Here is a 24,537-nt window from a genome sequence, read left to right as displayed (position 1 = left end):
TCCCGCGACGGCTTCCCGGCGACGCGCCGTCAGGCGGTGCGCACGGTGCCGAGCTGGGTGCGGTGGAGGTTGGATTCGGTGAAGCGCTGGGAGACCGAGCGGATGATGTCGGTCATGGCCGAGGCGGCCGGTGTCGGTGGCCTGCTCGCGTTGCGGGCCAGCAGGATTCGCCGCGTCGGGGCGGGCACGTCGTCGGCGAAGTGCACGAGCCGCACGTCGTGGCGGCGGTTGGTCAGCGCCAGGCGCGGTGCGATCGCGATCCCCAAGCCGGCGGCCACCATCGCCTGCGCCTCCTGGTAGTCGTGCGATTCGTAGGAGATCTTCGGGTCGAAACCGGCGAGCCGGCAGCTGCGCCGCAGCACCTCGGCGACCGGGTGGTTGTCGGCGCGGATGATCCACTCCTGGCTCGCCAGGTCGGCCAGGCTGATGCGCGGTTCCTCCAGCAGCTCGGAGTTGGCGGGCACGACCAGGACGGTCGGGTCGTCGAGGAGGTGCTCGACGTGCAGCGCCTGCTCGTCGATGCGGTTCCAGTCGTAGTCCCACAGCAGAGCCAGCTCGATCTCGCCGGTGTCGAGGAGTTCGAGCAGCTCGGCGAACAGCGCGGAGCGCACCGCGGTCCGCATCCCCGGGTGCTTGCGGGAGAACCGGGTCAGCGCCAGCGGCAGCAGCGAGGCGCTGGCGGTCGGGAACGAGCCGAGGCGCAGCGTGCCCTGGTCGAGCTGGGCCAGCGACTCCAGATCCGCTTGCGCGCCGCGGAGTTCGCGGCGGATGGCACGGCCGCGCTCGGCCAGCGCGTGCCCGGCGTCGGTGAGCCGGACCCCGCGTGGCAAGCGGTGCAACAGCGGCTGACCGACCTCCGCTTCCAGGCGGGACATCTGCTGCGACGCGGCGGACGGGGTGATGGCCAGCGCGTCGGCCGCGGCGGTGAGCGAACCGAGTTCGGCGGCCTCCACCAGCAGCAACACCCTGCGGACGTCGAGCACCGAGCCTCCCAAGAGCCTTCAGCTCTGCTTAAGCCAGCCTAAGTACATGAACATTGTACTGAAGTCGCTGGTCTTGTCAGGGTGAGCGCCAACGATTCGGATCGAGGAAGAAGGTTGGCGTGCACGTTCCGGCAACGCTGGTCCGCGGCGGCACCAGCAAGTGTTGGTTGTTCGACGAAGCCGAGCTGCCCACGTCGGTGAGCGACATCGAGGCGCTGCTGGTCAACGCCTACGGCGCCGCCGATCCCGTCCAGCTCGACGGCATCGGCGGTGCCACCCCGACCACGTCGAAAGCCGCGGTCGTGCGGCCCTCCGGCACGCCCGGCGTGCACGTGGACTACCTGTTCGCGCAGGTCGGGATCGGGGTCGGGCGCGTGGAGTGGGGCAGCAACTGCGGCAACTGCGCGACGGCGATCGCGCTGTGGTCGGTGGCCCGGGGACTGGTCCCGGTCAGCGGTGACCGCACCCGCGTGGTCATGCGCAACACCAACACCGGCGCGGTCCTGGAAGCGGAAGTGGACACGCCGCACGGGAAGGTGCCGGAGTTCGGCACCCAGACCGTTCCGGGGACCCGAGCCGGGGGAGTGGCGGTCGGGCTGACGTTCCTGAGCCCGGCCGGGGGCACCACCGGCGCGCTGCTGCCCGCGGGCGAGGTGCTCGAGGAGTGGGAGGTCGACGGGATGCGGGCCCGGGTCACGATGATCGACGCCGGTGCGCCGATGGTCCTGCTGGACGCCGAAGGCCTCACCGGCGCCGAAAGCCTGCGCGAGATGGGCGACCTCGTGGAACCGCTGCGGCGGTTCCGGCACCGCGCGGCCGAGCGCATGGGTCTGGGCTCACCCGGTGCGGTCGTCAGCGACGCGGTGCCGAAGGTCGGCATCGTCGGGCCGCCGCGCGCCTACCGGACCCAGCTGGGCGACGAGGTCGCCGCCACCGAGCACGACGTCTCGGTGCGGATGCTGTCGATGAACGCCCCGCACCCGGCGATCGGGCTCACCTCGGCGGTCGGCGTCGCGGTCGCCAACCTGCTCGACGGTTCCGTCGTCCGCTCGGCCTCCAGCGCCCCCGGCGCGACCGAGCTCCGGATCGCCACCTCAGCCGGTGTCATCGCCGTCACCAGCGGTGATCTCACCACGTCGGGCCCTCGGCGGGTCACCGTCCGCCGCGCCGCCCGCATCCTCTGCGCGGCCGACATCGTGGTTCCCGAGTCGATTCCCGCCTAGCATTCCGCCTGATTCCCACCTCAAGGACAAAGATGTCTGCTGAAATGATCTCCATCGGCGCGCTCGGCGTGATGTTCGTCGTCGCGACCCTGTTACCGATCAACATCGGGATCCTGGCCTTCATCGGTGCGTTCGTCGTGGGCACCGCCTCGCTCGGGCTCACCGAGGACGAGATCTTCGAGGGTTTCCCCGTCTCGTTGTTCGTCACGATCGTCGGTGTCACCTACCTGTTCTCGGTGGCGCAGCGCAACGGCACGATCGACCTGCTGGTGCGGGTCGGGATCAGGCTCGTGCGCGGCAAGGCCGCGCTGGTGCCGTGGGTGCTGTTCGGCGTCGCGGCGGTGCTCACCGCCTTCGGCACCTTCACCCCGGCCGCGGTGGCGCTGCTGGTGCCGGTCGGCATGAACTTCGCCTACCGCTACGGCATCAGCCAGCTGATGATCGGCATGATGGTCATCAGCGGCGCCCACGCCGGGGCCTTCTCGCCGATCGCGGTCTCGGGCGCGCTGGTGCTGGGCATGGTCGGCAACACCCCGCTCGCGGTGTCCCCGTTGGCGCTGTTCCTGGCCAGCTTCGGGTTCAACGTGCTGTTGTCGGTGCTGACCTTCCTGCTGCTGCGCCGCAGGACCCCGGAGGCCTCTGCCGAGTCGGTCGGGGAGGACGTGGAGTCCGCGGCCGAGCCGAACGTGACGTGGCGGCAGGGGCTCACGCTGGTCGCGCTGGCCGCGCTGGTGGTGGGGGCGCTGGTCTTCCACCTGGAGATCGGGTTCCTGGCCCTGGTCGCGGGCGCGGTGCTGGCGCTGGTGGACATGAAGAACCAGTCCAAGGCGGTCGAGGGGATCAGCTGGTCCACCATCCTGCTGGTCGCGGGCATGGTGACTTACGTGGAGATCCTGGAGAAGGCGGGCACGATCGAGACGATCTCGCACGGCGCCGCCGGAATGGGAGCTCCGCTGTTCGTCGCGCTGCTGCTGTGCCTGGTCGTGGCGGTGGTGTCGGCGTTCGCCTCGTCGACGGCGATCCTCACCGCGATCATCCCGATCGCCGTGCCGCTGCTGCTGGCCAGCCACCTCAGCGCGGTCGGTCTCGTCGCGGCGCTGGCGATCTCGACGACGATCGTGGACACCTCGCCGTTCTCCACCAACGGTGCGCTCGTGCTCAGCAACGCCCGAGGCGTCGACCGGGAGAAGTTCTACAAGCAGATCATCGGCTACACGGCGGGAATCGTGGGAATCGGGCCGGTCCTGGCCTGGAGCTTCCTGGTCGTGCCCGCATCCCTCTGAGCTCGGTGAGCACCGCCGGCGCGGGACTTCCGTGCCGGCGGTGCTGTCAAGTCGGGAGGTTCTGCGCCGGCAGCACCCAGGCCCGCACGTGCCGGACGAGGGCCACGAGGCGTTCGGTGGTGGCGTGGGTGGGGTCGACGAGGCGGCGTTGCAGCAGTTCGCGGCCGGAGGCGTGCACCATCCTGGCGGTGTACTCGGGGTCGGGCATGCGCGGGAAGGTGCGTTCGAGCTCCTGCTGGAGGAATCGCAGGACGAGCTCTTCGGATTCGGCGAGCCGCTGGTGCAGTTCCGGGGGAGCGCCCTGGGGCGGGAACAGGAACAGCCGCCAGGTCGCGGGGCGCTCGTCGACGGCGTTGAGCACGCCGCAGAACGTGCCGACGAGCCGGTCGTCTTCCGGGATTCCGCCGAGCTGCGAAGTCACTCGCGCGAACTGGATGCCCGCTCGCTCGGACTCGCGGTCGACGAGCGCGACGAAAAGGCCCGCGATGTCGCCGAAGAGCTGGTAGAGCACCGGGCGGGTGATGCCCGCGGCCTCGGCGATGCGGTTGGGCGTCGCGGCGTGGAATCCCTCCGCGTCGACGATGTCGTGCGTGACGTCGAGGATCTGCTCGCGGCGGTCGGCCGCGCTCATCCGCTTGCGCGCGCTGGGGGATCCGCTCACCCTTGACACTCTAACTGACAACCTGTCAGTCTGAATTAACAGGTTGAAAGTTGAGGTGTCGCAATGGCGCTCCACCATCCTGAACTCGCCGACCGCGTCCGCGCACAACACCGGCGGATTCCCGATCTCTACGGCTCGATCGACTTCGACCGCACCCCGCACCGGTTCACGACCGACCCGCAGGTGAGGTCCGACCTGCCCGCCTGGGTCGCCGATCGCGACTCCGTCCTCGCCGACGAGCGGGCCGTCGAGCTGATCCGGACCACCACCATGCTCGGCGACGTCGTGGCCGACCCCTACGCGGCGCTGGCGAAGCAGCACGGCGCCAAGAGCTTGATCGACATGCTGCGCAAGGCGTGCCGGTCGGGCGTCGATTCCGTGGCCGACGCGCCCGACGAGCTGCGCGCGTTCGTCGAATCGATGGAAGCGACGCCGGATTGGCTCGAGGTGGAGCTGGTCGAGGAGGGCGCGCGGCAGCTGCGCATCGGGGCGGCGTTCCTGTCCCCCTACATCACCCGCGGCGCGTTCCTCGCGACCTTCATCAACACCTACGCCGCCCTCCCGATGGCGCTGACCGGCGCGCTCACCGGTCGCCGGGCCTCCCGCCGGGTCAACGAGACCGCGAACTTCTTTGCGGTGACGACGTTGCCGGGAGCCCTGGAGCGCTACGGGGAGGGCTTCCAGGCCGCAGCCATGGTGCGGCTGATGCATTCGATGGTGCGCTGCAACGCGCTCACCAGCCCCGAGGGCTGGGACCCCGAGGTGTACGGGGTGCCGGTGCCGCAGGTCGACCAGATGCCGGCCGGTCTGTTCAACATGTACCTGGCGGCGGTGCTCGCCAAGAGCGCCGGACGCGACGAGTTCTCCCCGCGCGAGCGCGCGATGCTGGAGTTCAGCCGGTACCGGTGCTTCCTGCTCGGACTGCCCGAAGAGCTCCTGCCCACCACGGCGTCCGGGATCATCGAGGTCTTCCACGCGCGGGCGGCGACGCTGCGCCGCGGCTTCGACGACGCGACCTGCGGGGAGCTGGTCCGCTCCACCATGACCGCCGACCTCCGGCAGGGGAACTCGTTGCTCGACCAGGCCGCCGAAACCGTGGAGCGCAGCTGGAGCCGGGCCTTCTTCCTGGGGATCTGCGGCGGTGACCTCAAGCGGGCGGAAGCCATGAGCGTCCAGTTCGGACCGGTCGACGCCGCGTGCGTGGCCGCCACCGCGCCGTTCGTGCTCGGACGGTTCGTGGCGATGTCCGTCGTCGCCGGCCAACCCCTCCTGCGGGGGCTGACCGACTGCTACACCACGCGCGTGGTCAAGCAGCGGCTCGCCGAATACGGAAATCCCGAGTACGCCACCGATGCCGCCACGTACCCCCGCAAGGCAACCAGGAGTGCGACCTGACCCGGGGTTCCGATCGCCGAGACCGAGGGATGCGTGACGGGCGCCCGGTTTCACCGGGCGTCGGGCGCGGTCGAGGTGACTCGTCCGCACGACGTTGGTAGCGTGTTGGGAAATGCCCGCCGTGCAGGCGTTGTCGTGAATCCTGGTCGGCGCGGGCGCACGTAGGGTGACTCCTCGGCCGACCGGATCGCGGTGGAGCGGAGTCACATTCGCCCCGGCTGGCGCAGAAGCCACTCCGTTCCCGCCTGTCTCAGCCCGCGCCTCCGGAGAGGCACCGTTACCGACGTCCCGATCTTCACCCGGAAGGCTGATGAGTTTCCGGGTACTTAGTCCTGACCAGGCGTGGAGTGATGCACCCTACGTAAGAAAGCCTGGCGATCTTCGGGTGTGATACGGAGACTTTCGGCCATGGAGCAAGCCCCTACTCACACTCCGTACACGCCCGCCCAGTACCAGCGGGTGCGCAACGACTACCCCTTCAGCTATGACCCGTGGGGCTCGACCGGTCCGGCGGAGACCGAGACCGCGACAGCTGAACCGTCGAGCGACGAGGCTCCCCGGCCGTCGTCGATGGACAAGCTGGGCGAGCTGTTCAAGCAGACGCCTCGCCCCCGTCTTCCCGAGCACGTCGGTCTGAAGCGTTCGCCCAAGCGCCACGGCGTGACCGCCGTGGTCGTGGCCGCGGCGCTGTTGAGCAGCGGCGCCACCGCCGCCGCGACCTACGGGATCGCCTCCTACGCTTCGCAGCCCTCCGCGTCCCCGCAGGCGACCGCGGCTGCCGTGCAGCCCAGCGTCGTGTCGCTCGACCTCGCCGGCCCGGACAGCAAGAGCACCGGTAGCGGCGTCATCGTCGACGAGGGCGGGCGGATCCTGACCAACAACCACGTCGTGGCCAAGGCGGCGAACGGCGCCAAGCTCACGGTGACGTTCAACGACGGCAAGAAGGCGCCGGCCCGGGTCCTGCAGCAGGATCCCCGTGCCGATCTCGCGGTCGTCCAGGCCGACGGGGTGAAGGATCTGACGCCCGCGAAGCTCGCCTACGGGTCGGAGCCCGAGGTCGGTCAGCAGGTCATCGCCGTCGGTTCGCCGCTGGGCCTGCCCGGCACGGTCACCAGCGGGATCGTCAGCGCGCTGCACCGCACCGTCCCGACCGGGAACGGGTCCGGACTCGGCAACGCCATCCAGACCGACGCCGCGATCAACCACGGCAACTCCGGTGGTCCGCTGGTCAACATGGACGGCGAGGTCGTCGGCATCAACACCGCTGTCGCGGGCACCAAGAAGGGCGGCGAGGCGGCCGGACTCGGGTTCACCGTCCCGATCGACCAGGCTCGCGGGCTCGTCGACGGTCCTGCCCGGTAGTAGGAGGAGTCACCAACCGTGCCGGTGCGGGCCGACGCCGTGGTCCGCCAGGTGTTCGCGAATCTGCTTGCGGGCCCGGTGCAGGCGGCTCACCACGGTCCCGATCGGGACGTCGAGCACGATCGCGGCCTCCGCGTAGGAAAGTCCCTCGATGTCCACGAGGGCGATCACCCTCTTGTTCGGCTGTCGCAACATGCCGAGGGCTTTCTGGACGGCGTAGCCGAAGGAATCGTCAACGACGACGCTCTCCGGTGAGACGTGCGGTGCCGGATCGCTGATGGTCTCTTCGCGATCGCTGGTGCCGAAGATGAGCAGAGGAGTGCGACGGCGAACCCTGCTGACGTGGGTGTTGTGGAGGATCCGCAGCAGCCACGCACGTGGGAAGTAGCCGTCGAAACTCGTGATCCCGCGGTACGCCAGCAGCAGTGCGTCCTGAACCAGGTCCTCGGCGTCGGCGGGTTGGTCGGTGAGGGATCGCGCGACCCGCAGCAGCAGTGGGATCTCCGGGACTATGTACCGGTCGAACAGCTGCTGCCTTTCGACCACGGAGAAAGTGTCGGACTTGTCCACTGCCTCGACACCCCCTTCTTCGTGGAAGACACTTGCTCTTTGCGACCGGCCCGGCGCATCGTGGCCGCGTCCCGCGACACCGTTCAGCGCTACCGCGGACGGAGCTCGAGGTCTTCCATCCAATGCCAATCGTGTTGTTCTTCGGAGCGATCCGGCTTAATGCCAAGGATCCTGGGTATTCGAGGTGGCATTAAGGGCACAAAGTCACACGCCGAAGATGTGGACGAGTGCCTCCCGATGCGGGATCGAAGCTGAGAACTGCGGTGTAGAATGGGATTTGTCTGCACCCACGCGAGGTGAGAGCCGGGAAGGTGGTGTGCCGTGTCAGCATGGTTCCAACCCCTGCGGCGAGACCACCGGTCACAGCAGTGGGCGCAGCGCGCCAAGGATGAGCGCACCAGGCAATGCGTGGAGGCGCTTTCCCTTTTGCAGCGGTACATCGACCGGGACCTGGCTCCATCGGAGCTCGAGGAGTTCGAGCGCCACCTGGACTCGTGCCGGGGGTGCGAAGCGGAAACGAGGCTCTACCTCGACATCAAGCGCAGCCTCGCGGAGCGCAAGGGTTTCGTCGACCGCGCCGCATCGTCTCGATTGCGACAGTTCGCGATGGGTTTGCGCGACTGGGATTGAAATTCACCGACATCACGGCATTCTTGCGAACCACACGAGTGACAACGCGGCGGCCGCGACCATTGCGATGAGCGCGGAGAGGAAGAACCAGCTGCTGATGTCGACCGGAACGATCGGCGGCGTGACCGACTCGCCGATGTTGCTGTAGATGGCCTGCAACTGCGCTTCGTTGGCGGCGGTGAACGTCAAACCGCCGGTGTCCCGCGCGAAGCGTTCCAATTCCCGGGTGTCGAGCGGAACGTCCACGGGGCCCCTGGAGAGCTGGACCTTCCCGGTCGGCGTTCCCAGGGCGATCGTCGAGACCGGGACCTTGGCGGCGCGTGCGGCGTCGATCGCCGCCTCCGGCGGTGGGCCCGTGTTGCTCGCGCCATCGGAGAGCAGCACGATTCCCGCAGAACTACCGCCCGTGGTGCGCAGGGTGTTCAGCGCCGTCAGCACCGCCTGGCTCAGGGACGTGTTCGACTGGTACTGCAGCCTGCCGAGAGCGTCGGTGACCGCTTGGTGGTCCTGCGTGGGCGGGACGTCGACGTTGGCGGAGGCCGCGAAGCTGACCAGCCCCACCCGGGTGTCGTCCGGAACCGAGTCCAGGAAGTCCCGGACCGCGGACTTCATCACCTCGGAGCGGTTCGGCGGTACGTCGTTGGCCATCATCGACGGGGAGATGTCCACGGCCAGCATGACGACGCTGTCCCGCGACGGATCGGGCATCCGGACGGTCGGCCCGGACAGGCCGAGCACCATGATCAGGGTGGCGAGCAGCAGCAACGCGGGCGGCACGTGGCGGCGCCACGCCGGCCGCCGGGGCATCACCGAGGCGAGCAGGTCGAGGTTGGTCAGCGTGACCGTGTAGCGAAGACGCCGTCGCTGGACGAGAAAATAACCCACCGCCAGAGCAGCGACGAGCACGAGGAGCCACAACCAAGCCGGTGTCGCGAAGCTCAGACCACCCATGATGACCGCCGATAGCCGTATTGTCGGTGCCGCCGGAGCTGGAAGAAGCGCACCAGCTGGCCGATCCAGTCCTGATCGGTGCGGAGCTGCAGGTGCTCGGCTCCGGCGTTGCGGATGATGTAGGCGATCCGTTCCCTCTGCTGCCGGGCCGCCTCCTCGTAGCGCTCGCGCAGCTGGCCGTCGAGGGTGTCGACGGTCAGCCTGGAACCGGTCTCCGGGTCCTCGACCGCCAAGGATCCGACCGCGGGAAGCCGCATTTCGAGCGGGTCGACGAGTTCGACGGCCACCACCGTGTGGCGTTGGGACAGCCGGTGCAGTTCGTTGGCCCAACCCGGTTCGACCAGGAAGTCGGAGATGACCGCGATGAACCCGCGGCGACGTGCGACCGTCCCGACCTGGGTCAGGGCGGGCCGGAGGTCGGTGCGGCCGACGGGGCGTTCGGGACGGGCGCTGCGCATGTTGAGCTGCGCGATGCGGTGCAGGGTCGCCTGCAGGTGGATCTTGCCCGAGCGGAGCGGCCTGACCTCGGAATCGCCGTCGACGAGCAGGACCGCGCCGATGCGGTTCGCCAGCCACGTGGCGGCGAACCCGAACGCGGCAGCGCCGAACAGCGCGAGTTCCCGCTTCTCGCCACCCCGGGTGCCGAAGGACTGGCTCGCGGACAGGTCCACGACCAGCCACACGTCGAGCTCGTGATCCCGGATCGGGTCCCGGACGTGGGTGTGGGTCGTGCGGGCCGAGAGGTTCCAGTCGATCATGCGCACGTCGTCTCCGGGCACGTAGAGCCGTCCCTCACCGGCCTCGTCGCCCGGACCCGGGAAGAAGCCCTGGTAGTCGCCGTGCACAGCTCCGGCCAGTCGCTGCGAGATGAGCAGTTCCAGCTGAGCCAGCACCCTCCGGGTGGCGGGCTGCTCGTGGTGGGCCCGCATCAGGACCGACCCCACAGCGAAGACCTGGTCTTGGCCGGCCGGGGTTGGTGCACGCGATCCAGCAGCTTGTGGATGATGTCGTCGGCGGTGACGCCGTCCGCCAGCGCCTCGTAGGTCAGGACCAGCCGGTGCCGCAGCACCGCGGGCGCGAGGTGGTGGACGTCCTCGGGAACGGCGTAGCCGCGGCCGTGGATGAGCGCGAACGCCCGGGCGGCGGCGATCAGGCCGAGACTGGCGCGCGGACTCGCGCCGACCGCGAGATAGGGCGCGATGTCGCCGAAACCGAGCTCGCTGGGCGTGCGGGTGGACATCACCAGCGCCACCGCGTACTCCATGACCAGCGGATCGACGTAGACCTGGGTGGCGGCGTCCTGCAGCGCGGTGAGCCGCTCGGCGTCGAGCACCTGCTTCGGGACCGGTGTTCCGGTGCTCATCCGCCGGACGATCTCCAGCTCGTCGCCGGCCTGCGGGTAGTTGATGAGGATCTTGACGAGGAAGCGGTCCCGCTGCGCTTCGGGAAGCGGGTAGACGCCCTCGGTCTCGATCGGGTTCTGCGTGGCCATCACCAGGAACGGGCGCGGCATCGCCCACGTCTGCCCGCCGATGCTGACCTGCCGCTCGGCCATGACCTCCAGCATCGCCGACTGCACCTTCGCCGGTGCGCGGTTGATCTCGTCGGCGAGCACGAAGTTGGTGAACACCGGGCCCAGTTCGATGTCGAACTCCTCGCGCGAGGCCCGGTAGATGCGCGTCCCGACGATGTCCGACGGAACGAGGTCGGGGGTGAACTGGATGCGGGTGAAATCCACGTCGACGGCTTGGGCGAGGGTCTTGATGGTCAGCGTCTTGGCGACTCCGGGCAGCCCCTCGAGCAAGCAGTGGCCACCGGCGAGCAGGCATACGACGATCTCCTCGGTCTCCGGCTCGTGGCCCACGATGACCTTCTTCAGCTCCCAGAGCAGGCCGCGCATCACCTCTCCTTCGCGATGGCGGAGGATTTCGGATTCCTCACCCAGGTTCCACGCCGTGTTCTCGTTCATTGGTCGAACTCCCGCCTGGTAGAGACCTCAGGTGTGGCCACCCGCCGAATACCCGAGCGCGGCACGGGCGAGCGCGGCGCGGTCGCGCAATCGCATGTGCGCGTAACCGCTCTCGACGATCTCGTGATGGGCGAGCTGGCTCACCACGCGGCTGATGCTGGTGCGCTGCACGCCGAGCAGTTCGGCGATCATCTGGTGGGTCAGGTGCGTGACGTCGGAATCGGCGAACTCGTGCAGCAGCAGGGACGAGACCTGCGCCCGCAGATCGCCGGCCAGCATGTCGAGCAGTCGGCGTTCGTAACCGGCCATCCGGCACGCCATCGCATCGCTCCACCGCAAGGCGAACTCCGGGTAGCGCTGGATCAGCCAGCGGAACTCGTCGCCGGGCAGGCGGATGATGTCGGTGTCGAGCAGGGCGGTCGCTTCCTTCTCCGCCCGGATCTCGGTCATCACCTCGACGTCGCCGACTATCCCGCTCTCCCGCAGGAGCATCAGCGTCGCCGAACCGGGGCTGCGCAGTGCCACGAGGCCCCGTTCGATGATGGAGATCGCCCCCACCCTCGCACCCACGCTGAAGATGCGGTCTCCGGGTGAGAGCTTGTGGTGCCGCAGCTTGGGCGCGAGCACGCGAAGCGCGGCGCGCAACTGCTGGTCGATGAACGAGCACGTCCCGGAGAGGGGGTCCCGGTGCGGCGCCGGGTAGGCGGCCGACGGCCCCGTCGTCGGGTCGTGGGATCTCGCTGACGGGGCCGGTTCGCCGGTGGCGCGCGACGGTGTCTCCGACATCGTTGCGCCTCCTCCGCTGTAGTGGTGTGCCTCGCTCCGAGGAGTCGCAGCGAGGCACACCGGGTGGTGATCAGTTGGGACCGTTGTCGTCCCGATCGTCGTGCTGGTTGTCGTTCTGGTTGTCGTTCTGATCGGTCCGGTCGTCGTCCCGGTTGTTGTTCCGGTCGTCGTCCAGGTCGTTGTTCTGATCGATGCTGTCGTCGTCGCGGTTCAGGTCCTGCTCGTCGCTCTGCTGAGTCGCAGGTGCCCGCTCCTCGAGACCGCCCTGATCGGACTGGTCCGACTGGTCGGGTGCGGGAGCGGTGGTGTCGCCGCCGCCCAGGCCCCGGTTGGAAAGCAGGTTGCCGTTGCCCTGCTCGTCCTGGACCGCGTTGTTCTTGATCGTCACGGAGTCGGCAGCCTCAGCGGATGCCCGGTTGAAGCTGACCAGGACGCTGCTCTCATCGACCTCGACGACGTCCCTGGCGTCGATCCTGTCGCCGGCCGAGGTGACCAGCTGGAAGCTGGCCGGGTCGTAGTCCTTGCCGTCGTCGATCGTCTCGTCGAAGTCCATGCGGACCTGGCCGGTGTCGGAGTCGACCGAGGCGCCCGTGAGATCCGGACCCGAGGTCAGGCTGCCCGACCTGTCGCCGCCGACGCTCTGGTCACCCACGGCGTTCGGAGTGGCGGACCCATCGGACGACTGAGCGGCACCTTCGTCCACTGCGGCCAAGCTGATCTGGTCGCCGTAGTCCTGGATGTCCGGGTACGCGACACGGATGGTGTCCGGTGAGGGCTGCACCATGCTGTCGCCCTGGATCGCCTTGCCGTCCGCGGTGTAGACCGTGAACTTCTTGGCGTCCTCGGCGGTCACCGGCTCATCGAACTTGTAGTCGAACTGGGTCTTGCCGACGAGTCCGCTGGTGGAGGCCAGGTTCGGCCCGGTGGTGTCGTCGCCTGTGGACGTCGGTGCGTTCTTCACGCCGCGGGTGTCGCTGATGGCATCGGCCTTGGCGAACTGCCGCACGCCGTCCTCGACCTGGGAGTCGAACTGGACGGTGACCGTGTCGTCGTAGGAGGTGACGATGGACTGACCGTCGATCGCCCGGCCGTCCCGGGTGTAGAGACCGAACTTGGAGGCGTCGGCTTCGCCGCCGTCCCTCTTGAGGTTGCGGTCGAACGTGTAGGTCACCTGATCAAGGGTGTCGTTCGAGCGCGCGCTCTCCAGCCGCGGAGCGTCGGTGCCGCTGACGCCGCCCTCGCCGCCCTGCAGCTCGTTGGTGTTCGGCAGGTTGGTGCGACCGCTCTCGTTTTCCACCGCCTGCGAATCGGTGATCGCCACCGTGAACGCCTCGACATCGGTTCCGGGCGCGTACTCGGTGAGCACCGTGTTGGTGTCGCCTTCCTTGATCTCGGCGGCCTGCGCCTTGAGCGAGGCGTTCGTGGCGAAGCCGGACAGCTGGAAGGACGACGGATCTCCCACGTCGCTGACGGGCTCGGCGAAGCGGTACTCCACCTGCTCAGGCGCGTCGTCGTTGAGGTTCTGGCTGACGACCTCCACCGACTCCACGGTCATGCCGGTGTCGATCCCGCCGTTCATCTGATCGCCACGACCCTCGTCCGTGTCGGGCTGTTGACCGCCAGGAGGTTGCTCCTCGAGGCCAGGCGGCGGTGCAGGGGGTGCCGGAGCGGGCGGAGGCGGTGGCGGTGGCTGGGCAATCCCGGTGCCACCCATCGCGATCAGCACGCCGCCCGCGCTGGCGGCGGCGATTACGGCTGCCGTGCGGCGCTTCCTCTCCGTGCCTGCTCGTTTGTTGTTGGACATCACGGTCTCCTCCCGCATGTCATGCGAATCCGTACACGAGAAAACGCCGGTCGAGAGGAAAACCTTTCGAAATGTCCGGAATGGCACGAAGTCAGCGGACGCGGTGGCCACCTGACGGAGACGTCAGCGCCAGCGGGAGCAGATAACCAACGTGAAACGGGAACGCGCGGTGAAAATGCCGTGAGTCGGCTTCACGCCCAGGAGAATTCCTGGGCGTCCTTCCGGCGGAAGTGCCGGACGAGCGCGGTGACCGCTTCCCGGCCCGCCCGGTTGGCGCCGACGGTGGACTGCGAAGGACCGAAACCCGTGAGGTGGACGCGTGGTTCGCCGACGACCTGGGTCCCGCGGACCTGGATGCCGCCGAGCTCGTTGCGCAGCCCGAGCGGGTCGAGGTGGGCGAGGGCGGGCCTGAACCCGGTGGCCCACAGGATCGTGTCGACCGGGGTGAAGGTTCCGTCGGCTTCGCGGACACCGGTCGGTCCGATCGCGGTGAACATCCGGCGGCGTCGCAGCGCTCCGCGTGCCTCGGCGGCCAGCGCGTACGGCGTCCACAGGAGACCGGTGTAGGACACGACGCTTCCGGTGGGTCTGCCCGCCTCCACGTCGGCGGCGACCTTCGCGACGACCTCGCGTCCGGCGGAGCTGTCGAACTCGCCGTCGCGGAACACCGGCTCGCGCCGGGTGTACCAGAAGGTGGTCGCGACGCGGGAGATCTCCTCCAACTGCTGCAGCGCCGAGATGCCACCGCCGACGACGGCCACCCGCGATCCGGCGAACCGGTCGGCGGAGACGTAGTCGCGGGTGTGCAGCTGGGTGCCGGTGAACGTCTCCTGCCCGGGGTAGTGGGGGAGGACCGGGTTGGACCAGGTCCCGGTGGCGTTGATGATCGCGCGCGTGATCCACGACCCGTGATCGGTCTCCACGACAAGGTTCCCGTCGAGACCGGGGCGGACTGCGGTGACCGTCACCGGCCGCAGGATCGGCAGCGCGGTCGCCTCCTCGAACGCGTCGAAGTAGCGCGGCACCGCCATGCGGCTGGGTTCGTCCGGGTCGACCGGGGGCTGGGCGAACCCGGGCAGGTCGAAGATCCCGTTCACGGTCGCCATGCGCAGCGACTCCCAGCGGTGCCGCCACGCCCCGCCCGGTGCCTGACCGGCGTCGAGCACGACGAAGGTCTCCTCGGCCTCGGGGTGGTCCAGCGCGCTGCGGAAGTCCCGTCGCTGCAGGTGGTAGCCCGCGGACAGGCCGGACTGCCCACCGCCGATGACCACCGCGGTCGCCGCGCGGGACTCGATCTCCGGCGACGCGGGCGGATCGGTCCGCGGGTTCGCGGGATTCGTGGGCACCTGCATGCTGCTCTCCGGACGTCGCACGGCTGCGCATGCCGTTCAACAACGGGTGCGACCACGAATTCCGGCCGGTGGCGCACGACACTTCCGGACTCGTCCCTGAGAGGGTGAGGCGTGACCGCAGATCCGTGCTCGGCGGGGGCTCACCTCGTAGGCTGACCGCGCGTACGGTTCGCGCCTCGAAGAGGAGGTCCGCCTTGGCTGCCGAGTGCTCCCGCGTCCACGACTTCGTCGAGCGATGGGCGACCGAGAAACCCGAGGTCGAAGCCGTGTCCTTCGGCGAGCGGCGGGTGAGCTGGGCGCAGCTCGACGACCGGGTCCGGCGCGCGGCCGGTGTGCTGCGGGCGTCCGGGATCGGGCCGGGAGACCGCTTCGCCGTGATGGACAAGAACCACCTGGCCTGCCTGGAGCTGACGCTCGCGGCGTCGTTCACCGGTGCGGTGAACGTGGTGGTCAACTTCCGGCTCGCGTCCGACGAGCTGGTCCACGTGCTCGACGACTCCACCGCGGAGGTCGTCGTGGTCGGCGCGGAGTTCGCCGGACTGCTCGACGAGATCCGGGGCCGACTGCCGCGCGTGCGCGAGGTGATCCTGCTCGGCGGTGATGAGGACGAGTACGAGGCGCGGCTCGCCGCCGCCGAACCGGTCGCCGAACCGCACCGATCGGCACCGGAGGACTGCTCCCTGCAGCTCTACACCTCCGGCACGACCGGATGGCCGAAGGGCGCCATGCTGACCCAGCGGAGCATGACGGCGCACGCGAACGCCCTCACGCCCGCCTACGAGCTGGACGAGACGTCGACGAACGTCGTCGCGATGCCGCTGTTCCACGTCGGCGGGACCAGCTGGGCGCTGGGCGGCATGAGCGTCGGCGCGCGCACGATCCTCGTTCGCGAGGTCGCGCCGGCGGCACTGCTGGACCTCATCGAGGCCACCCGCGCGACGCACGCCTTCTTCGTCCCCGCCGTCATCCACGCGCTGATCGACGACCGCGCACGCGCTCGCACCGCGATGGCCGACCTGCGCGTTCTCGGCCACGGCGGCTCGCCGATGCCCGCTCCGCTGATGGAGCGCGTCCTGCGGACCGTGCCCACCCCGCTGCACTCGGTGTACGGGATGACGGAGATGTCGGGCGTGTTCTGCGCCCTCGGCCCGCACGAGCACCGCGACGAGCGGCGCACCCACCTGCGCGCCTCCGCCGGTCGGCCGCTGCCGGGCACCGAGGTGCGCGTCGTCGACCCCGCCACAGGTGACGACGTCGAGCCCGGTGAGCTGGGCGAGTTCTGGGTGCGTTCCGAGCAGCGGATGGCCGGTTACTGGAACATGCCCGAGGCCACCGCGGAGACGATCACCCCGGACGGGTGGCTGCGCACCGGCGACGCCGGTCGCCGGGACGGCGAGGGCTACCTCTACATCGAGGACCGCGTGAAGGACATGATCATCACCGGCGGTGAGAACGTCTACCCGGCCGAGGTCGAGCGGGTGGTCCTGGAGTACCCGGGGGTCGCCGAGGTGGCGGTGATCGGCGTCGCGCACGACAAGTGGGGCGAAACGGTGCAGGCCGTCGTCGTGCCCGACGAGGGCGAATCCCTCGACGAGCAGGCGCTCATCGACTTCACCCGGTCCAGGCTCGCCCACTACAAGTGCCCGAAGTCGGTGTCCGCGGTGTCCGCACTGCCCCGCAATCCCACCGGCAAGGTCCTCAAACGCCAACTGCGCTCTCAGCTCTCGGACTCCTGACAGGTCGCTGGTCAGGCCCCGGGGCGGATCTCGTGGGGTGGGGTTCCCGGCACGATCCGATTGCGGGTGCCGCCGAGCAGCTCCACCTCGGTGGTGACGACGTCGCCGGGCCGCAGCGGCGGGCGGAAGTCCTGGCCGTACCGGCCCCACAGCTCGGCCAGGCACCCGTTGCGGCAGGTGCCCGATCCCAGCAGGTCACCGGGCCGGATCGAGGTGCCGCGCGAGGCGTAGGCGGCCAGCGCGGGGAAGCTCCAGGCCATGTTGTCCAGCGTGTCGGTGCCGATCTCCTCGTCGTTGACCAGCACCCGCATGGTCAGGTCGTACGAGGCGCCCGAGGCGCGGTGGCGCAGTGCGTCGGCGGTGACGAACACGGCGCCCAGCGAGGTGGCGGTGTCCTTGCCCTTGGCCGGGCCGAGCCTCAGCCGCATCTCGTGGAACTGCACGTCGCGGGCCGAGAAGTCGTTGAACACCACGAAACCCGCGATGTGCTCGGCGGCCTCCGGCACGGTGAGGTCGCGGCCCGCGCGGCCGACGACGGCGGCCACCTCCAGCTCGAAGTCGAACCGCGCGCAGCCGGGCGGCACGGGCACGTCGTCGTGCGGGCCGACGGTGGCGTAGGGATTGGAGAAGTAGAACGCGGGGATCTCCCAGAACTCCTCCGGGACCGCGGCGTTCGGATCCAGGTTCCTGGCGATGCCGGCGGTGTGCTCGGGGAAGGCGGAGAAGTCCCGCACCGTCGGCGGGTCCAGCGGCGCCATCAGGTCGGCGTCGTGGAACGCCACCCCCCGGGAGGCGGTGCGCAGCGAGGTGTCGGCGGTGTCGGCCAGCCTGCCGTCGTCGGCCAGCAGCGTCGGCAGGTCGAGTCCTGCGGGCAGGTCGATCAGGACATCCTCGTCGTCGAGCACGGCGAGCCTGGGGCCTTGATCCGAGCGGTGCCGGACGATGCGCATGATGCCTCCTCGAAGATCCGCGGCGATGCTAGGCAGCGGGAGCACCGCGGCGGAAATGCGCGGATCGGCTGGCTGGTATTCGCGCGGTGGATGGTTCGTAGGATCGCGGCGGTGACGATGCGGGAGGTACGGGCGTGAATCTGGGACAGGTCGATCTCAACCTGCTGGTCGTGCTCGACGCGCTGCTGCGCGAGCAGAACGTCACCCGCGCCGCCGAGCGGCTGCACATGTCCCAGCCCGCCACGAGCACCGCCCTGGCTCGGCTGCGCAAGCTCCTGGGCGACCCGCTGCTGGTCAAGCAGGGGCGCTACCTGCGGCTGACGCCGCGCGGTGAGGCGCTCATCGAGCCGGTGCGGGAGGTGCTGGGGACGATCGAGCAGCACATCATCGCACCCCCGGACTTCGACCCCGCCCACGACGAGCGGACCTTCAACCTGGCCTCCAGCGACTACGTCGGCGTGGTGATCATGCGCCCGCTGCTGGGACGGGTGAACGGGCTGATGCCCAACGTCCGGTTGGAGATGGGCGCGCTGTCCGGCGACGCCGCGCGCATGATCGAGCGCGACGAGATCGACCTGGTGATCCTGCCGGAGGTGCTGGCCGAGAGCATGGTCTCCTCGTCCTGCTCGAGCGCGCCGGTGGTCCGCGACCGGTACGTGGGTGCGGTGTGGTCGCAGCACCCGCTGGCGGGCGGGTCGCTCCCGCTGGAGGCGCTCACCCGGTACCCGTACCTGGCCTACGCGCCGCCGAACGGGTGCAGCCTGATGGACGAGGACCTCGAACGGGCCGGGGTCACCCCGCGGGTGGAGGTCACCTCGGTCAACTTCATCACCATGCCGTTCCTGATGGCCGGCACCGACCTGGTCACGATCATCCCGGAGAGCCTCGGCGAGCAGCTCGCTCCCGCCGCCGGGATCGAACTGCTGGAACCGGAGTTCCCGCTGCGCCCGGTGCGCGAATCCGCCTACTGGCACAGCCGCCGGGACGCCGACCCCGCGCACCGCTGGTTGCGCGAGCAGCTGCTGGCCGTCCTGCCATAGCTGGTATTCACACCGCGCATTTCCGCGCTCACCCCGTCCGCGCTTAGCGTCGATCACGTCGAAGGAGGACGTGATGACGCGACGGGTGGACGGCTACGCCCTGGGCACCTTCTCGGACGGTTCCGGCGGTTTCGCCGGTCTCGTCTCGGGTGACCGGGTGCTGCGGCTGGAAGGTGTGGGGACCGTTCGGGACCTGCTGGACGATTGGGAGGCGAAGCGGAGCGCGCTGCCGGGTCTCGCGGCCACGCTGTCGAGCGGCGGCGGGATGCCGCTGGCGGAGCTGACCGTTCAGGCGCCGGTGGAGCCGCGCCAGATCATCCAGGCGGGCGCCAACTACCGGAGCCACGTCGCCGAGATCGTCCTGTCCAGCCGGGAAGCCGACGACACCCGCAGCGATGAGGAGTTGCGCCGCGACGCCGAGCGCATGATGGACGACAAGGCCCGCACTGCAAGCCCGTTCTTCTTCAGCGGCCTGCCCGCCGCGATCTGCGGGCCGGACGACGACGTGCTGCTGCCGTCCGAGTCCTCGCAGGTCGACTGGGAGGTCGAGCTGACCGCCGTCATCGGCGAGACCGCGCACCGGGTGCCGCGCGAACGCGCCATGGAGCACGTCGCCGGTTTCACCGTCTGCAACGACGTCAGCGCGCGCGATCTCCAGTTCCCCGCTGAGCACCGGCCGCTGGGGGGTGACTGGATCCGGGCGAAGAACCGGCCCACCTTCCTGCCGACCGGGCCGTTCATCGTCCCGACCGAGCAGCTGGCGGACTACCGGGAACTGGAGATCACCCTCGACCTCAACGGGGAGCGCAAGCAGTCCGACGTCGCGGCGAACCTGCTCTTCGACGTCGAAGCGCTGGTGTCGGCCGTGTCCACCGCCACCACGCTGCACCCGGGCGATTTGATCCTCACCGGCAGTCCCGCGGGCAACGGCGGCAAGTGGCAGCGCTGGTTGCAGCCGGGCGACGTGCTGGAGGCGGGGATCTCGGGCATCGGGGTGCAGCGCAACACCTGCGTTGCGGAGCCCCGATGAGCCGGCCGGGCCCGGGACGGTCGCAGGAGGTCTCCGACGGGATCCACGCCTTCGTGCAGCCCGACGGCAGCTGGATGATCAACAACAGCGGATTCGTCGCCGGGTCCTCCGGAGTGCTGTGCGTGGACGCGTGCGCGACCGAACGCCGCACCCGGGACCTGCTCGCCGCCATCGCCGAGGTGACGGCCGCGCCCGTGCGGACGTTGGTCAACACCCACCACCACCCCGATCACACGGCGGGCAACGGGTTCTTCCCGAACGCCACGATCGTCGCGCACGAGCAGGCCCGCCCGGAGATGCGGACGCTCGGCCTGCCCGGCAACGACGGCATCTGGTCCGATGTGGACTACGGCGATCTCGAACTCCAGCTGCCGTTCCTGACCTTCACCGACCGGGTCGCGGTGTGGGTCGACGACCTGCGCTGCGAGCTGATCCACCCCGGACGGACCGCGCACACCACCAACGACGTCGTGGTGTGGATCCCGGAGCGCTCCGTGCTCTTCACCGGCGACCTGATCTTCAACGGCGGAACCCCGTTCCTGCTCTCGGGATCGGTGCGGGGCTCCATCGACGTCCTCGAGCACTTCGTGGCGCCGCTGGGGGCCACCACGATCGTGCCCGGCCACGGTCCGGTGTGCGGCCCGGAGGTCATCGACGAGGTGCTGGACTACCTGCGCTTCGTCCTCGACCTCGCCGCGCGCGGCCGGGAAGCCGGGTTGAGCCCGCTGGAACTGGCCCGCGAGACCGACCTCGGCCGGTTCGCCGACTGGACCGACGGTGAGCGCCTCGTCGGCAACCTGCACAGCGCCTACGCCGAGGAGTCCGGTCAGCCGCTCGACGCCGGAGCCGCGCTGCTCGACATGGTCGCCTACAACGGCGGCCGTCCCCTGACCTGCCTGGCGTGAAAGACCTTTCCCACGCACCGAGGAGTGCCGCATGTCCGAGATCTTGTTGTCGCAGCTCGCCCACGTCGAGCTGATCAGCCCGAAGCCCGCCGAGACCGTCGAGTGGATGAAGGAGGTCTTCGGACTGGAGGAGACCACCCGCGAGGGCCAGTCGGTCTACCTGCGCGGCTGGGCGGAATGGCTGCACTCGAGCCTCATCATCACCGAGGGCCGCGAACCCGGTGTCGGCCGGATCGGCTGGCGCACCTACGGCCCGCAGGACCCGGAGATCGTCGCCGAGCGGCTCGCCGACACCGAGGAGGCGGTGGGCTGGGTCGACGACTGGACCGGGCACGGAGCCACCTACCAGTACCGCGCCCCGCACGGCAGGCACCTGCACGAGGTGTTCTGGGACGTCGACCGCTACCAGGCCCCGCCGGAGCAGCAGGACCCGGTGATCAAGAACCGGCCGCAGCGCTTCTCCGGCAAGGGGATCGGGGCCCGCTACCTCGACCACGTCACCATGCCGACCCAGAACATGCGCGGTGACATCGACTTCTACAAGCGGCTCGGCGCTCGCCACACCGCGCAGACCGAGGCCGAACCGGGCTTCGAGGTGTTCTCCACGTTGACCTGCAACGGCATTCGCTCCACGCACGACCTCGCGCTGGTCCCCGATTTCAGCGGCATGACCGGACGCGCCCACCACATCGCCTTCCGGGTCGACCAGCGCCTGGACGTGGAGCGCGCGGCCGAGGTCTTCCTGGCTCACGACACCCCGATCGAGTTCGGGCCGGGCGTGCACGGCATCGACGAGATCACCTACCTCTACGTCCGCGAGCCCGGCGGGTTCCGCATGGAGATCAACGCGGGCGGCTGGGTCAACACCATGCCCGACTGGGAGACCACCACCTACCAGGCCGCGGGCGGCAACCCGGGGCAGAGCATCTGGCGCAACGTCGACGCGCCCGAGGGCTTCCACGAGTCCTGGCCGCTGCCCGCGGGAGAGGCCGCCGAGAAGCAGAACGCGGCCGTCGCCGGCGAGAACGTGCGCGACTTCTTCGGCGACCAGGCGGGCGGATCGCGATGAGCGTGCGACGCGTGCTCATCATCGGCGGCGGGATCGGCGGCCTGTCGGCGGCCATCGCGCTGCGCCGGGCCGGTGTCGAGGTCGAGCTGATCGAGAAGAACCCCGAGTGGACGGTCTACGGCGTCGGGATCATCCAGCCGGGCAACGCGCTGCGCGCTCTGGACCAGCTCGGCCTGGCCGAGCAGTGCGCGGCGCAGGGATATCCGATGCGCGGCGTGCGCAGCCTGACCGCCGACGGCGAGACGGTGCTCCGGGACGACACCCTGCCTTCCGTCGTCCCGGGTCTGCCGGCGAACAACGGCATCACCCGCCGACGGCTGCACGACATCCTCGTCTCGGCCGCGCGGGAAGCCGGCACGGACATCCGGGCCGGCGTCACCGCGTCCGCAGTGGACCAGACGCCGGAGGAGGTGCACGTCGGTTTCAGCGACGGGCGGCAGGGCTCCTACGGCCTCGTGGTGGGCGCCGACGGCCTGTACTCGCAGCTCCGCGAGCAGCTGTTCGGCGAGCACCTCAAGGCCAAGTTCACCGGGCAGGTCGCCTGGCGCATCAACCTGCCGCGGATTCCCGAGCTCGACCGGCTGTGGGTGTACCGGGGTTCGCGGGGAACGGCGGGATTCGTCCCGCTGGCCCCTGACCTGATGTACATGCTCACCATCGAGAAGGTGCCCGACGGCGCCCCGCTGCAGCTCCCGCGGGAAGGGCTGGCCGCCGAGTACCGCGACCGGCTCGCCGAGTACGGGGGAGCCGTCGCCGAGCACCGCGAGATGGTGCGCGACGACGCCGAGGTCGTCTACCGCCCGGTGGACAACATCCTGCTGCCCGAGCCGTGGTACCGGGGCCGCGTCCTGCTGATCGGCGACGCGGCCCACGGAACCTCCCCGCACTGCGGGCAAGGCGGCGCGCAAGCCATCGAGGACGGTGTCGTGCTCGCCGAGGAGGTCGCCGCGCACGAATCCGTCGAGCAGGTCCTCGACGGGTTCATGCGGCGGCGCTTCGAGCGCTGCAAGACCGTCGTCGAGGGCTCCGAGCGCATCGGCCGCTGGGAGCAGGACCACAGCCTCGACATCGACCCCGACGCCGCGGCCTACGAGGTCACCGTGGCGGCGATGGCCCCGCTGTGACCGAGCTCGGAGGAGAACCGATGCCCAGTGTCGATGTGCACGCCCACCTCGGGGTGCCCGCCGTCGACGAGCTGATCGCCGACGAACCGGGTCTGGCGCGTCAGCGCGCCGCCGACGCCGCCGCGCTCGGACCCGAATCGGCGTCCTACAACGTCGAGCAGATCCGCTCCCTCGCGGCGAAGCTCACCGACGTGGACGTGCGCATCGCCGCGATGGACCGCGCCGGTGTGGACGTCCAGGCCGTGAGCCCGGTGCCGCTGCCGCACGCCTGGGCGGAGCGCGGGCTCGCCGAGCGCATCACCGCGCTCACCAACGAGGCCGTCGCGCAGTGCTGCTCGCAGCGGCCGGACCGGCTGGTCGGGATCGGCGCGATCGCGCTGCAACACCCGGACCTGGCGGTGGAGCAGCTGCGGACCGCGGTGCGGGAGCTGGGACTGCGCGGCGTGCAGATCTCCACCTCGGCCGCGCCCGGGGTGGAGCTCGACGACCCGTCCCTGGCGGAGTTCTGGGCCTCGGCGGACGACCTCGGCGCCGCCGTGCTGATCCACCCGTGGGGCTGCACGCTGGGCGAACGGCTCAACGCCTACTACCTGTTCAACACCGTCGGCAACCCGGTGGAAACGGCCCTGGCGCTGTCCCGGCTCGCGTTCTCCGGTCTGCTCGAACGCCACCCGGGGCTGCGGATCTGGTCGGCGCACGGCGGCGGCTACCTCGGCAGCTACCTCGTGCGCGCCGATCACGCCTGGCAGGTCCGGGGCGACGCCCGCACGACCGAGGCACCGCCGAGCGAACTGCTGCGCCGCACCTTCGTGGACTCCCTGGTCTACACCCCGCAGCAGTTGCGCCACCTGGTCGACGCGATGGGCGCCGGGCAGGTGACGCTGGGCAGCGACTTCCCGTTCGACATGGGAGTCGAGGACCCGGTGCACCGGGTGCTGGCCGCCGACCTGGACGCCGCCACGACCGAAGCGATCCGGGGAGGCAACGCCGCCCGGCTGCTGGGCCCGCTGCCGCCGGCCGGCTGATCGGCCCGCGGTCTCCCGCTCGCACCGTTCGGGTAGCTTCCACAGCGGCAGGACCCACAGGTGCGCTGGCCCGCGGCACGCGAACGAAGGCGGAGGACCCGATGCCGGACCGGATTTTCCTCGACAAGCAGACACCGACCGCGTTCAAGGCGCTGACCGCGACCGCGGCCGAGATCCGGGCCGAGGCGCGCGAGATCGGGCTGGACCGCGTCCTGATGGAACTGGTCAACATCCGGGCGTCCCAGCTCAACGGGTGCGCCTTCTGCCTGGACCGGCACACCCGGCTCGCGCTGGAGGCCGGGGACACCGCGCAGCGCCTGGGCGTGCTGCCCGCCTGGCGGGAGACCGACCTGTTCAGCGACAAGGAGCGGGCGGCCCTGGAGTTGACCGAGGCGGTGACGCTGGTCGCCGATCAGCACCCGGACGAGGCCACCTCGGCGCGCGTCCGCGCGGTCCTGTCCGACGACGAGGCGTCCGTGGTGACCTGGGCTGCCATCACCATCAACGCCTTCAACCGGGTCTCGATCCTCTCCGGCCACCCGGTCCGCCCCCGACGCAGCGCCTAGGTTCTGTCCTGTAAGTCATCGGAGCCAGAGGATGATGGCGGCGATGGTGAGTTCGGCCTGGTAGTAGGCGGCGCGTTTGGCGTAGCGGGTGGCCAGGTCGCGGAATTGTTTGAGTCGGTTGAA

23 protein-coding genes are annotated in these 24,537 nt (G+C 69.8%); 13 read left to right on the top strand and 10 right to left on the bottom strand.

Features of this window, described 5'->3' with window-relative positions; all coding sequences use genetic code 11:
• Nucleotides 1-29: 29 nt before the first annotated feature.
• The gene (locus tag E1202_RS24255; RefSeq protein ID WP_132685443.1) at nt 30-983 is read right to left on the bottom strand and encodes a LysR family transcriptional regulator; all 954 of its coding nucleotides are present in this window, start codon (nt 981-983) and stop codon (nt 30-32) included.
• 119 nt (nt 984-1,102) lie between these two features.
• On the opposite strand from E1202_RS24255, the gene E1202_RS24250 reads away from it, so the two are divergent.
• Nucleotides 1,103-2,206, top strand: a complete 1,104-nt coding sequence (locus tag E1202_RS24250; RefSeq protein ID WP_132685442.1) for a PrpF domain-containing protein — start codon at nt 1,103-1,105, stop codon at nt 2,204-2,206.
• A 32-nt stretch (nt 2,207-2,238) separates the two neighbouring features.
• On the top strand, nt 2,239-3,489 hold the full coding sequence (locus tag E1202_RS24245) for an SLC13 family permease (RefSeq protein WP_207918899.1): 1,251 nt from the start codon (nt 2,239-2,241) through the stop codon (nt 3,487-3,489).
• A gap of 46 nt (nt 3,490-3,535) precedes the next feature.
• On the opposite strand, the gene E1202_RS24240 is transcribed toward E1202_RS24245, so the two are convergent.
• Nucleotides 3,536-4,150 (bottom strand): TetR/AcrR family transcriptional regulator, encoded by a 615-nt coding sequence (locus tag E1202_RS24240; RefSeq protein WP_207918898.1) that lies wholly within the window; start codon nt 4,148-4,150, stop codon nt 3,536-3,538.
• Nucleotides 4,151-4,213: 63 nt separating this feature from the next.
• Between E1202_RS24240 and E1202_RS24235 the strand changes: the two genes are divergently transcribed.
• A complete protein-coding gene (locus tag E1202_RS24235; protein WP_132685441.1) occupies nt 4,214-5,545 on the top strand; it encodes an oxygenase MpaB family protein in 1,332 nt (443 codons plus the stop codon).
• A 408-nt stretch (nt 5,546-5,953) separates the two neighbouring features.
• A complete protein-coding gene (locus E1202_RS24230) occupies nt 5,954-6,907 on the top strand; it encodes a S1C family serine protease (RefSeq protein WP_132685440.1) in 954 nt (317 codons plus the stop codon).
• A gap of 9 nt (nt 6,908-6,916) precedes the next feature.
• On the opposite strand, the gene E1202_RS24225 is transcribed toward E1202_RS24230, so the two are convergent.
• Entirely contained in the window at nt 6,917-7,453 is a 537-nt protein-coding gene (locus E1202_RS24225; RefSeq protein ID WP_132685439.1) for an RNA polymerase sigma factor, read from the bottom strand.
• Between the two features lie 345 nt (nt 7,454-7,798).
• Between E1202_RS24225 and E1202_RS24220 the strand changes: the two genes are divergently transcribed.
• Nucleotides 7,799-8,107 carry a zf-HC2 domain-containing protein gene (locus E1202_RS24220; RefSeq protein WP_132685438.1) on the top strand — a complete coding sequence of 103 codons (309 nt, stop codon included), beginning with the start codon at nt 7,799-7,801 and terminating at the stop codon, nt 8,105-8,107.
• Between the two features lie 12 nt (nt 8,108-8,119).
• Here the strand turns inward: E1202_RS24220 and E1202_RS24215 are convergent, their stop codons facing one another.
• The 6 genes from E1202_RS24215 to E1202_RS24190 form a co-directional block, all read right to left on the bottom strand.
• Nucleotides 8,120-9,058: a VWA domain-containing protein gene (locus E1202_RS24215; protein WP_132685437.1), complete on the bottom strand. Its 939-nt coding sequence runs from the start codon at nt 9,056-9,058 to the stop codon at nt 8,120-8,122.
• Entirely contained in the window at nt 9,046-10,002 is a 957-nt protein-coding gene (locus tag E1202_RS24210; protein WP_132685436.1) for a DUF58 domain-containing protein, read from the bottom strand. Before E1202_RS24210 ends, E1202_RS24215 begins: the two co-directional genes overlap by 13 nt.
• On the bottom strand, nt 9,987-11,027 hold the full coding sequence (locus E1202_RS24205) for an AAA family ATPase (protein ID WP_132685435.1): 1,041 nt from the start codon (nt 11,025-11,027) through the stop codon (nt 9,987-9,989). Before E1202_RS24205 ends, E1202_RS24210 begins: the two co-directional genes overlap by 16 nt.
• Before the next feature lie 27 nt (nt 11,028-11,054).
• Nucleotides 11,055-11,813, bottom strand: a complete 759-nt coding sequence (locus E1202_RS24200) for a Crp/Fnr family transcriptional regulator (protein WP_132685434.1) — start codon at nt 11,811-11,813, stop codon at nt 11,055-11,057.
• A gap of 70 nt (nt 11,814-11,883) precedes the next feature.
• The gene (locus tag E1202_RS24195) at nt 11,884-13,392 is read right to left on the bottom strand and encodes a hypothetical protein (RefSeq protein ID WP_132685433.1); all 1,509 of its coding nucleotides are present in this window, start codon (nt 13,390-13,392) and stop codon (nt 11,884-11,886) included.
• 416 nt (nt 13,393-13,808) lie between these two features.
• On the bottom strand, nt 13,809-14,969 hold the full coding sequence (locus E1202_RS24190) for an NAD(P)-binding domain-containing protein (protein WP_132685432.1): 1,161 nt from the start codon (nt 14,967-14,969) through the stop codon (nt 13,809-13,811).
• A 194-nt stretch (nt 14,970-15,163) separates the two neighbouring features.
• Here E1202_RS24190 and E1202_RS24185 point away from each other — a divergent pair, with 194 nt between their 5' ends.
• Entirely contained in the window at nt 15,164-16,705 is a 1,542-nt protein-coding gene (locus E1202_RS24185) for a long-chain-fatty-acid--CoA ligase (RefSeq protein WP_235878963.1), read from the top strand.
• An 11-nt stretch (nt 16,706-16,716) separates the two neighbouring features.
• Here E1202_RS24185 and E1202_RS24180 read toward each other — a convergent pair whose 3' ends face one another.
• A complete protein-coding gene (locus E1202_RS24180; RefSeq protein WP_132685430.1) occupies nt 16,717-17,655 on the bottom strand; it encodes a fumarylacetoacetate hydrolase family protein in 939 nt (312 codons plus the stop codon).
• Between the two features lie 134 nt (nt 17,656-17,789).
• On the opposite strand from E1202_RS24180, the gene E1202_RS24175 reads away from it, so the two are divergent.
• From E1202_RS24175 to E1202_RS24145, 7 genes are all read left to right on the top strand, one after another.
• Nucleotides 17,790-18,695, top strand: a complete 906-nt coding sequence (locus tag E1202_RS24175) for a LysR family transcriptional regulator (RefSeq protein WP_132685429.1) — start codon at nt 17,790-17,792, stop codon at nt 18,693-18,695.
• 73 nt (nt 18,696-18,768) lie between these two features.
• On the top strand, nt 18,769-19,725 hold the full coding sequence (locus E1202_RS24170; protein WP_132685428.1) for a fumarylacetoacetate hydrolase family protein: 957 nt from the start codon (nt 18,769-18,771) through the stop codon (nt 19,723-19,725).
• Nucleotides 19,722-20,630: an MBL fold metallo-hydrolase gene (locus E1202_RS24165; protein WP_132685427.1), complete on the top strand. Its 909-nt coding sequence runs from the start codon at nt 19,722-19,724 to the stop codon at nt 20,628-20,630. Before E1202_RS24170 ends, E1202_RS24165 begins: the two co-directional genes overlap by 4 nt.
• Nucleotides 20,631-20,661: 31 nt before the next feature.
• Nucleotides 20,662-21,699, top strand: a complete 1,038-nt coding sequence (locus tag E1202_RS24160; protein WP_132685426.1) for a VOC family protein — start codon at nt 20,662-20,664, stop codon at nt 21,697-21,699.
• Nucleotides 21,696-22,823 (top strand): FAD-dependent monooxygenase, encoded by a 1,128-nt coding sequence (locus tag E1202_RS24155; protein ID WP_132685425.1) that lies wholly within the window; start codon nt 21,696-21,698, stop codon nt 22,821-22,823. Before E1202_RS24160 ends, E1202_RS24155 begins: the two co-directional genes overlap by 4 nt.
• 20 nt (nt 22,824-22,843) lie before the next feature.
• Nucleotides 22,844-23,848 carry an amidohydrolase family protein gene (locus tag E1202_RS24150; protein ID WP_132685424.1) on the top strand — a complete coding sequence of 335 codons (1,005 nt, stop codon included), beginning with the start codon at nt 22,844-22,846 and terminating at the stop codon, nt 23,846-23,848.
• A gap of 101 nt (nt 23,849-23,949) precedes the next feature.
• Nucleotides 23,950-24,414 (top strand): carboxymuconolactone decarboxylase family protein, encoded by a 465-nt coding sequence (locus E1202_RS24145; RefSeq protein ID WP_132685423.1) that lies wholly within the window; start codon nt 23,950-23,952, stop codon nt 24,412-24,414.
• Nucleotides 24,415-24,537 lie beyond the last annotated feature (123 nt).

It is taken from the genome of Saccharopolyspora karakumensis, assembly GCF_004349225.1.
GTDB classification, from domain to species: Bacteria; Actinomycetota; Actinomycetes; order Mycobacteriales; family Pseudonocardiaceae; genus Saccharopolyspora; species Saccharopolyspora endophytica.
The sequence above is the reverse complement of the archived record's forward strand: the minus strand, read 5'-3'. Positions and strand labels throughout refer to the sequence as shown.

Coding starts and splice junctions, on each gene's coding strand:
- E1202_RS24245 (WP_207918899.1), top strand. CDS start 2,239: ATGTCTGCTGAAATGATCTCCATCGGCGCGCTCGGCGTGATGTTCGTC.
- E1202_RS24235 (WP_132685441.1), top strand. CDS start 4,214: ATGGCGCTCCACCATCCTGAACTCGCCGACCGCGTCCGCGCACAACAC.
- E1202_RS24230 (WP_132685440.1), top strand. CDS start 5,954: ATGGAGCAAGCCCCTACTCACACTCCGTACACGCCCGCCCAGTACCAG.
- E1202_RS24215 (WP_132685437.1), bottom strand. CDS start 9,058: ATGGGTGGTCTGAGCTTCGCGACACCGGCTTGGTTGTGGCTCCTCGTG.
- E1202_RS24205 (WP_132685435.1), bottom strand. CDS start 11,027: ATGAACGAGAACACGGCGTGGAACCTGGGTGAGGAATCCGAAATCCTC.
- E1202_RS24200 (WP_132685434.1), bottom strand. CDS start 11,813: ATGTCGGAGACACCGTCGCGCGCCACCGGCGAACCGGCCCCGTCAGCG.
- E1202_RS24195 (WP_132685433.1), bottom strand. CDS start 13,392: ATGAACGGCGGGATCGACACCGGCATGACCGTGGAGTCGGTGGAGGTC.
- E1202_RS24190 (WP_132685432.1), bottom strand. CDS start 14,969: ATGCAGGTGCCCACGAATCCCGCGAACCCGCGGACCGATCCGCCCGCG.
- E1202_RS24180 (WP_132685430.1), bottom strand. CDS start 17,655: ATGCGCATCGTCCGGCACCGCTCGGATCAAGGCCCCAGGCTCGCCGTG.
- E1202_RS24170 (WP_132685428.1), top strand. CDS start 18,769: ATGACGCGACGGGTGGACGGCTACGCCCTGGGCACCTTCTCGGACGGT.
- E1202_RS24165 (WP_132685427.1), top strand. CDS start 19,722: ATGAGCCGGCCGGGCCCGGGACGGTCGCAGGAGGTCTCCGACGGGATC.
- E1202_RS24160 (WP_132685426.1), top strand. CDS start 20,662: ATGTCCGAGATCTTGTTGTCGCAGCTCGCCCACGTCGAGCTGATCAGC.
- E1202_RS24155 (WP_132685425.1), top strand. CDS start 21,696: ATGAGCGTGCGACGCGTGCTCATCATCGGCGGCGGGATCGGCGGCCTG.
- E1202_RS24150 (WP_132685424.1), top strand. CDS start 22,844: ATGCCCAGTGTCGATGTGCACGCCCACCTCGGGGTGCCCGCCGTCGAC.
- E1202_RS24145 (WP_132685423.1), top strand. CDS start 23,950: ATGCCGGACCGGATTTTCCTCGACAAGCAGACACCGACCGCGTTCAAG.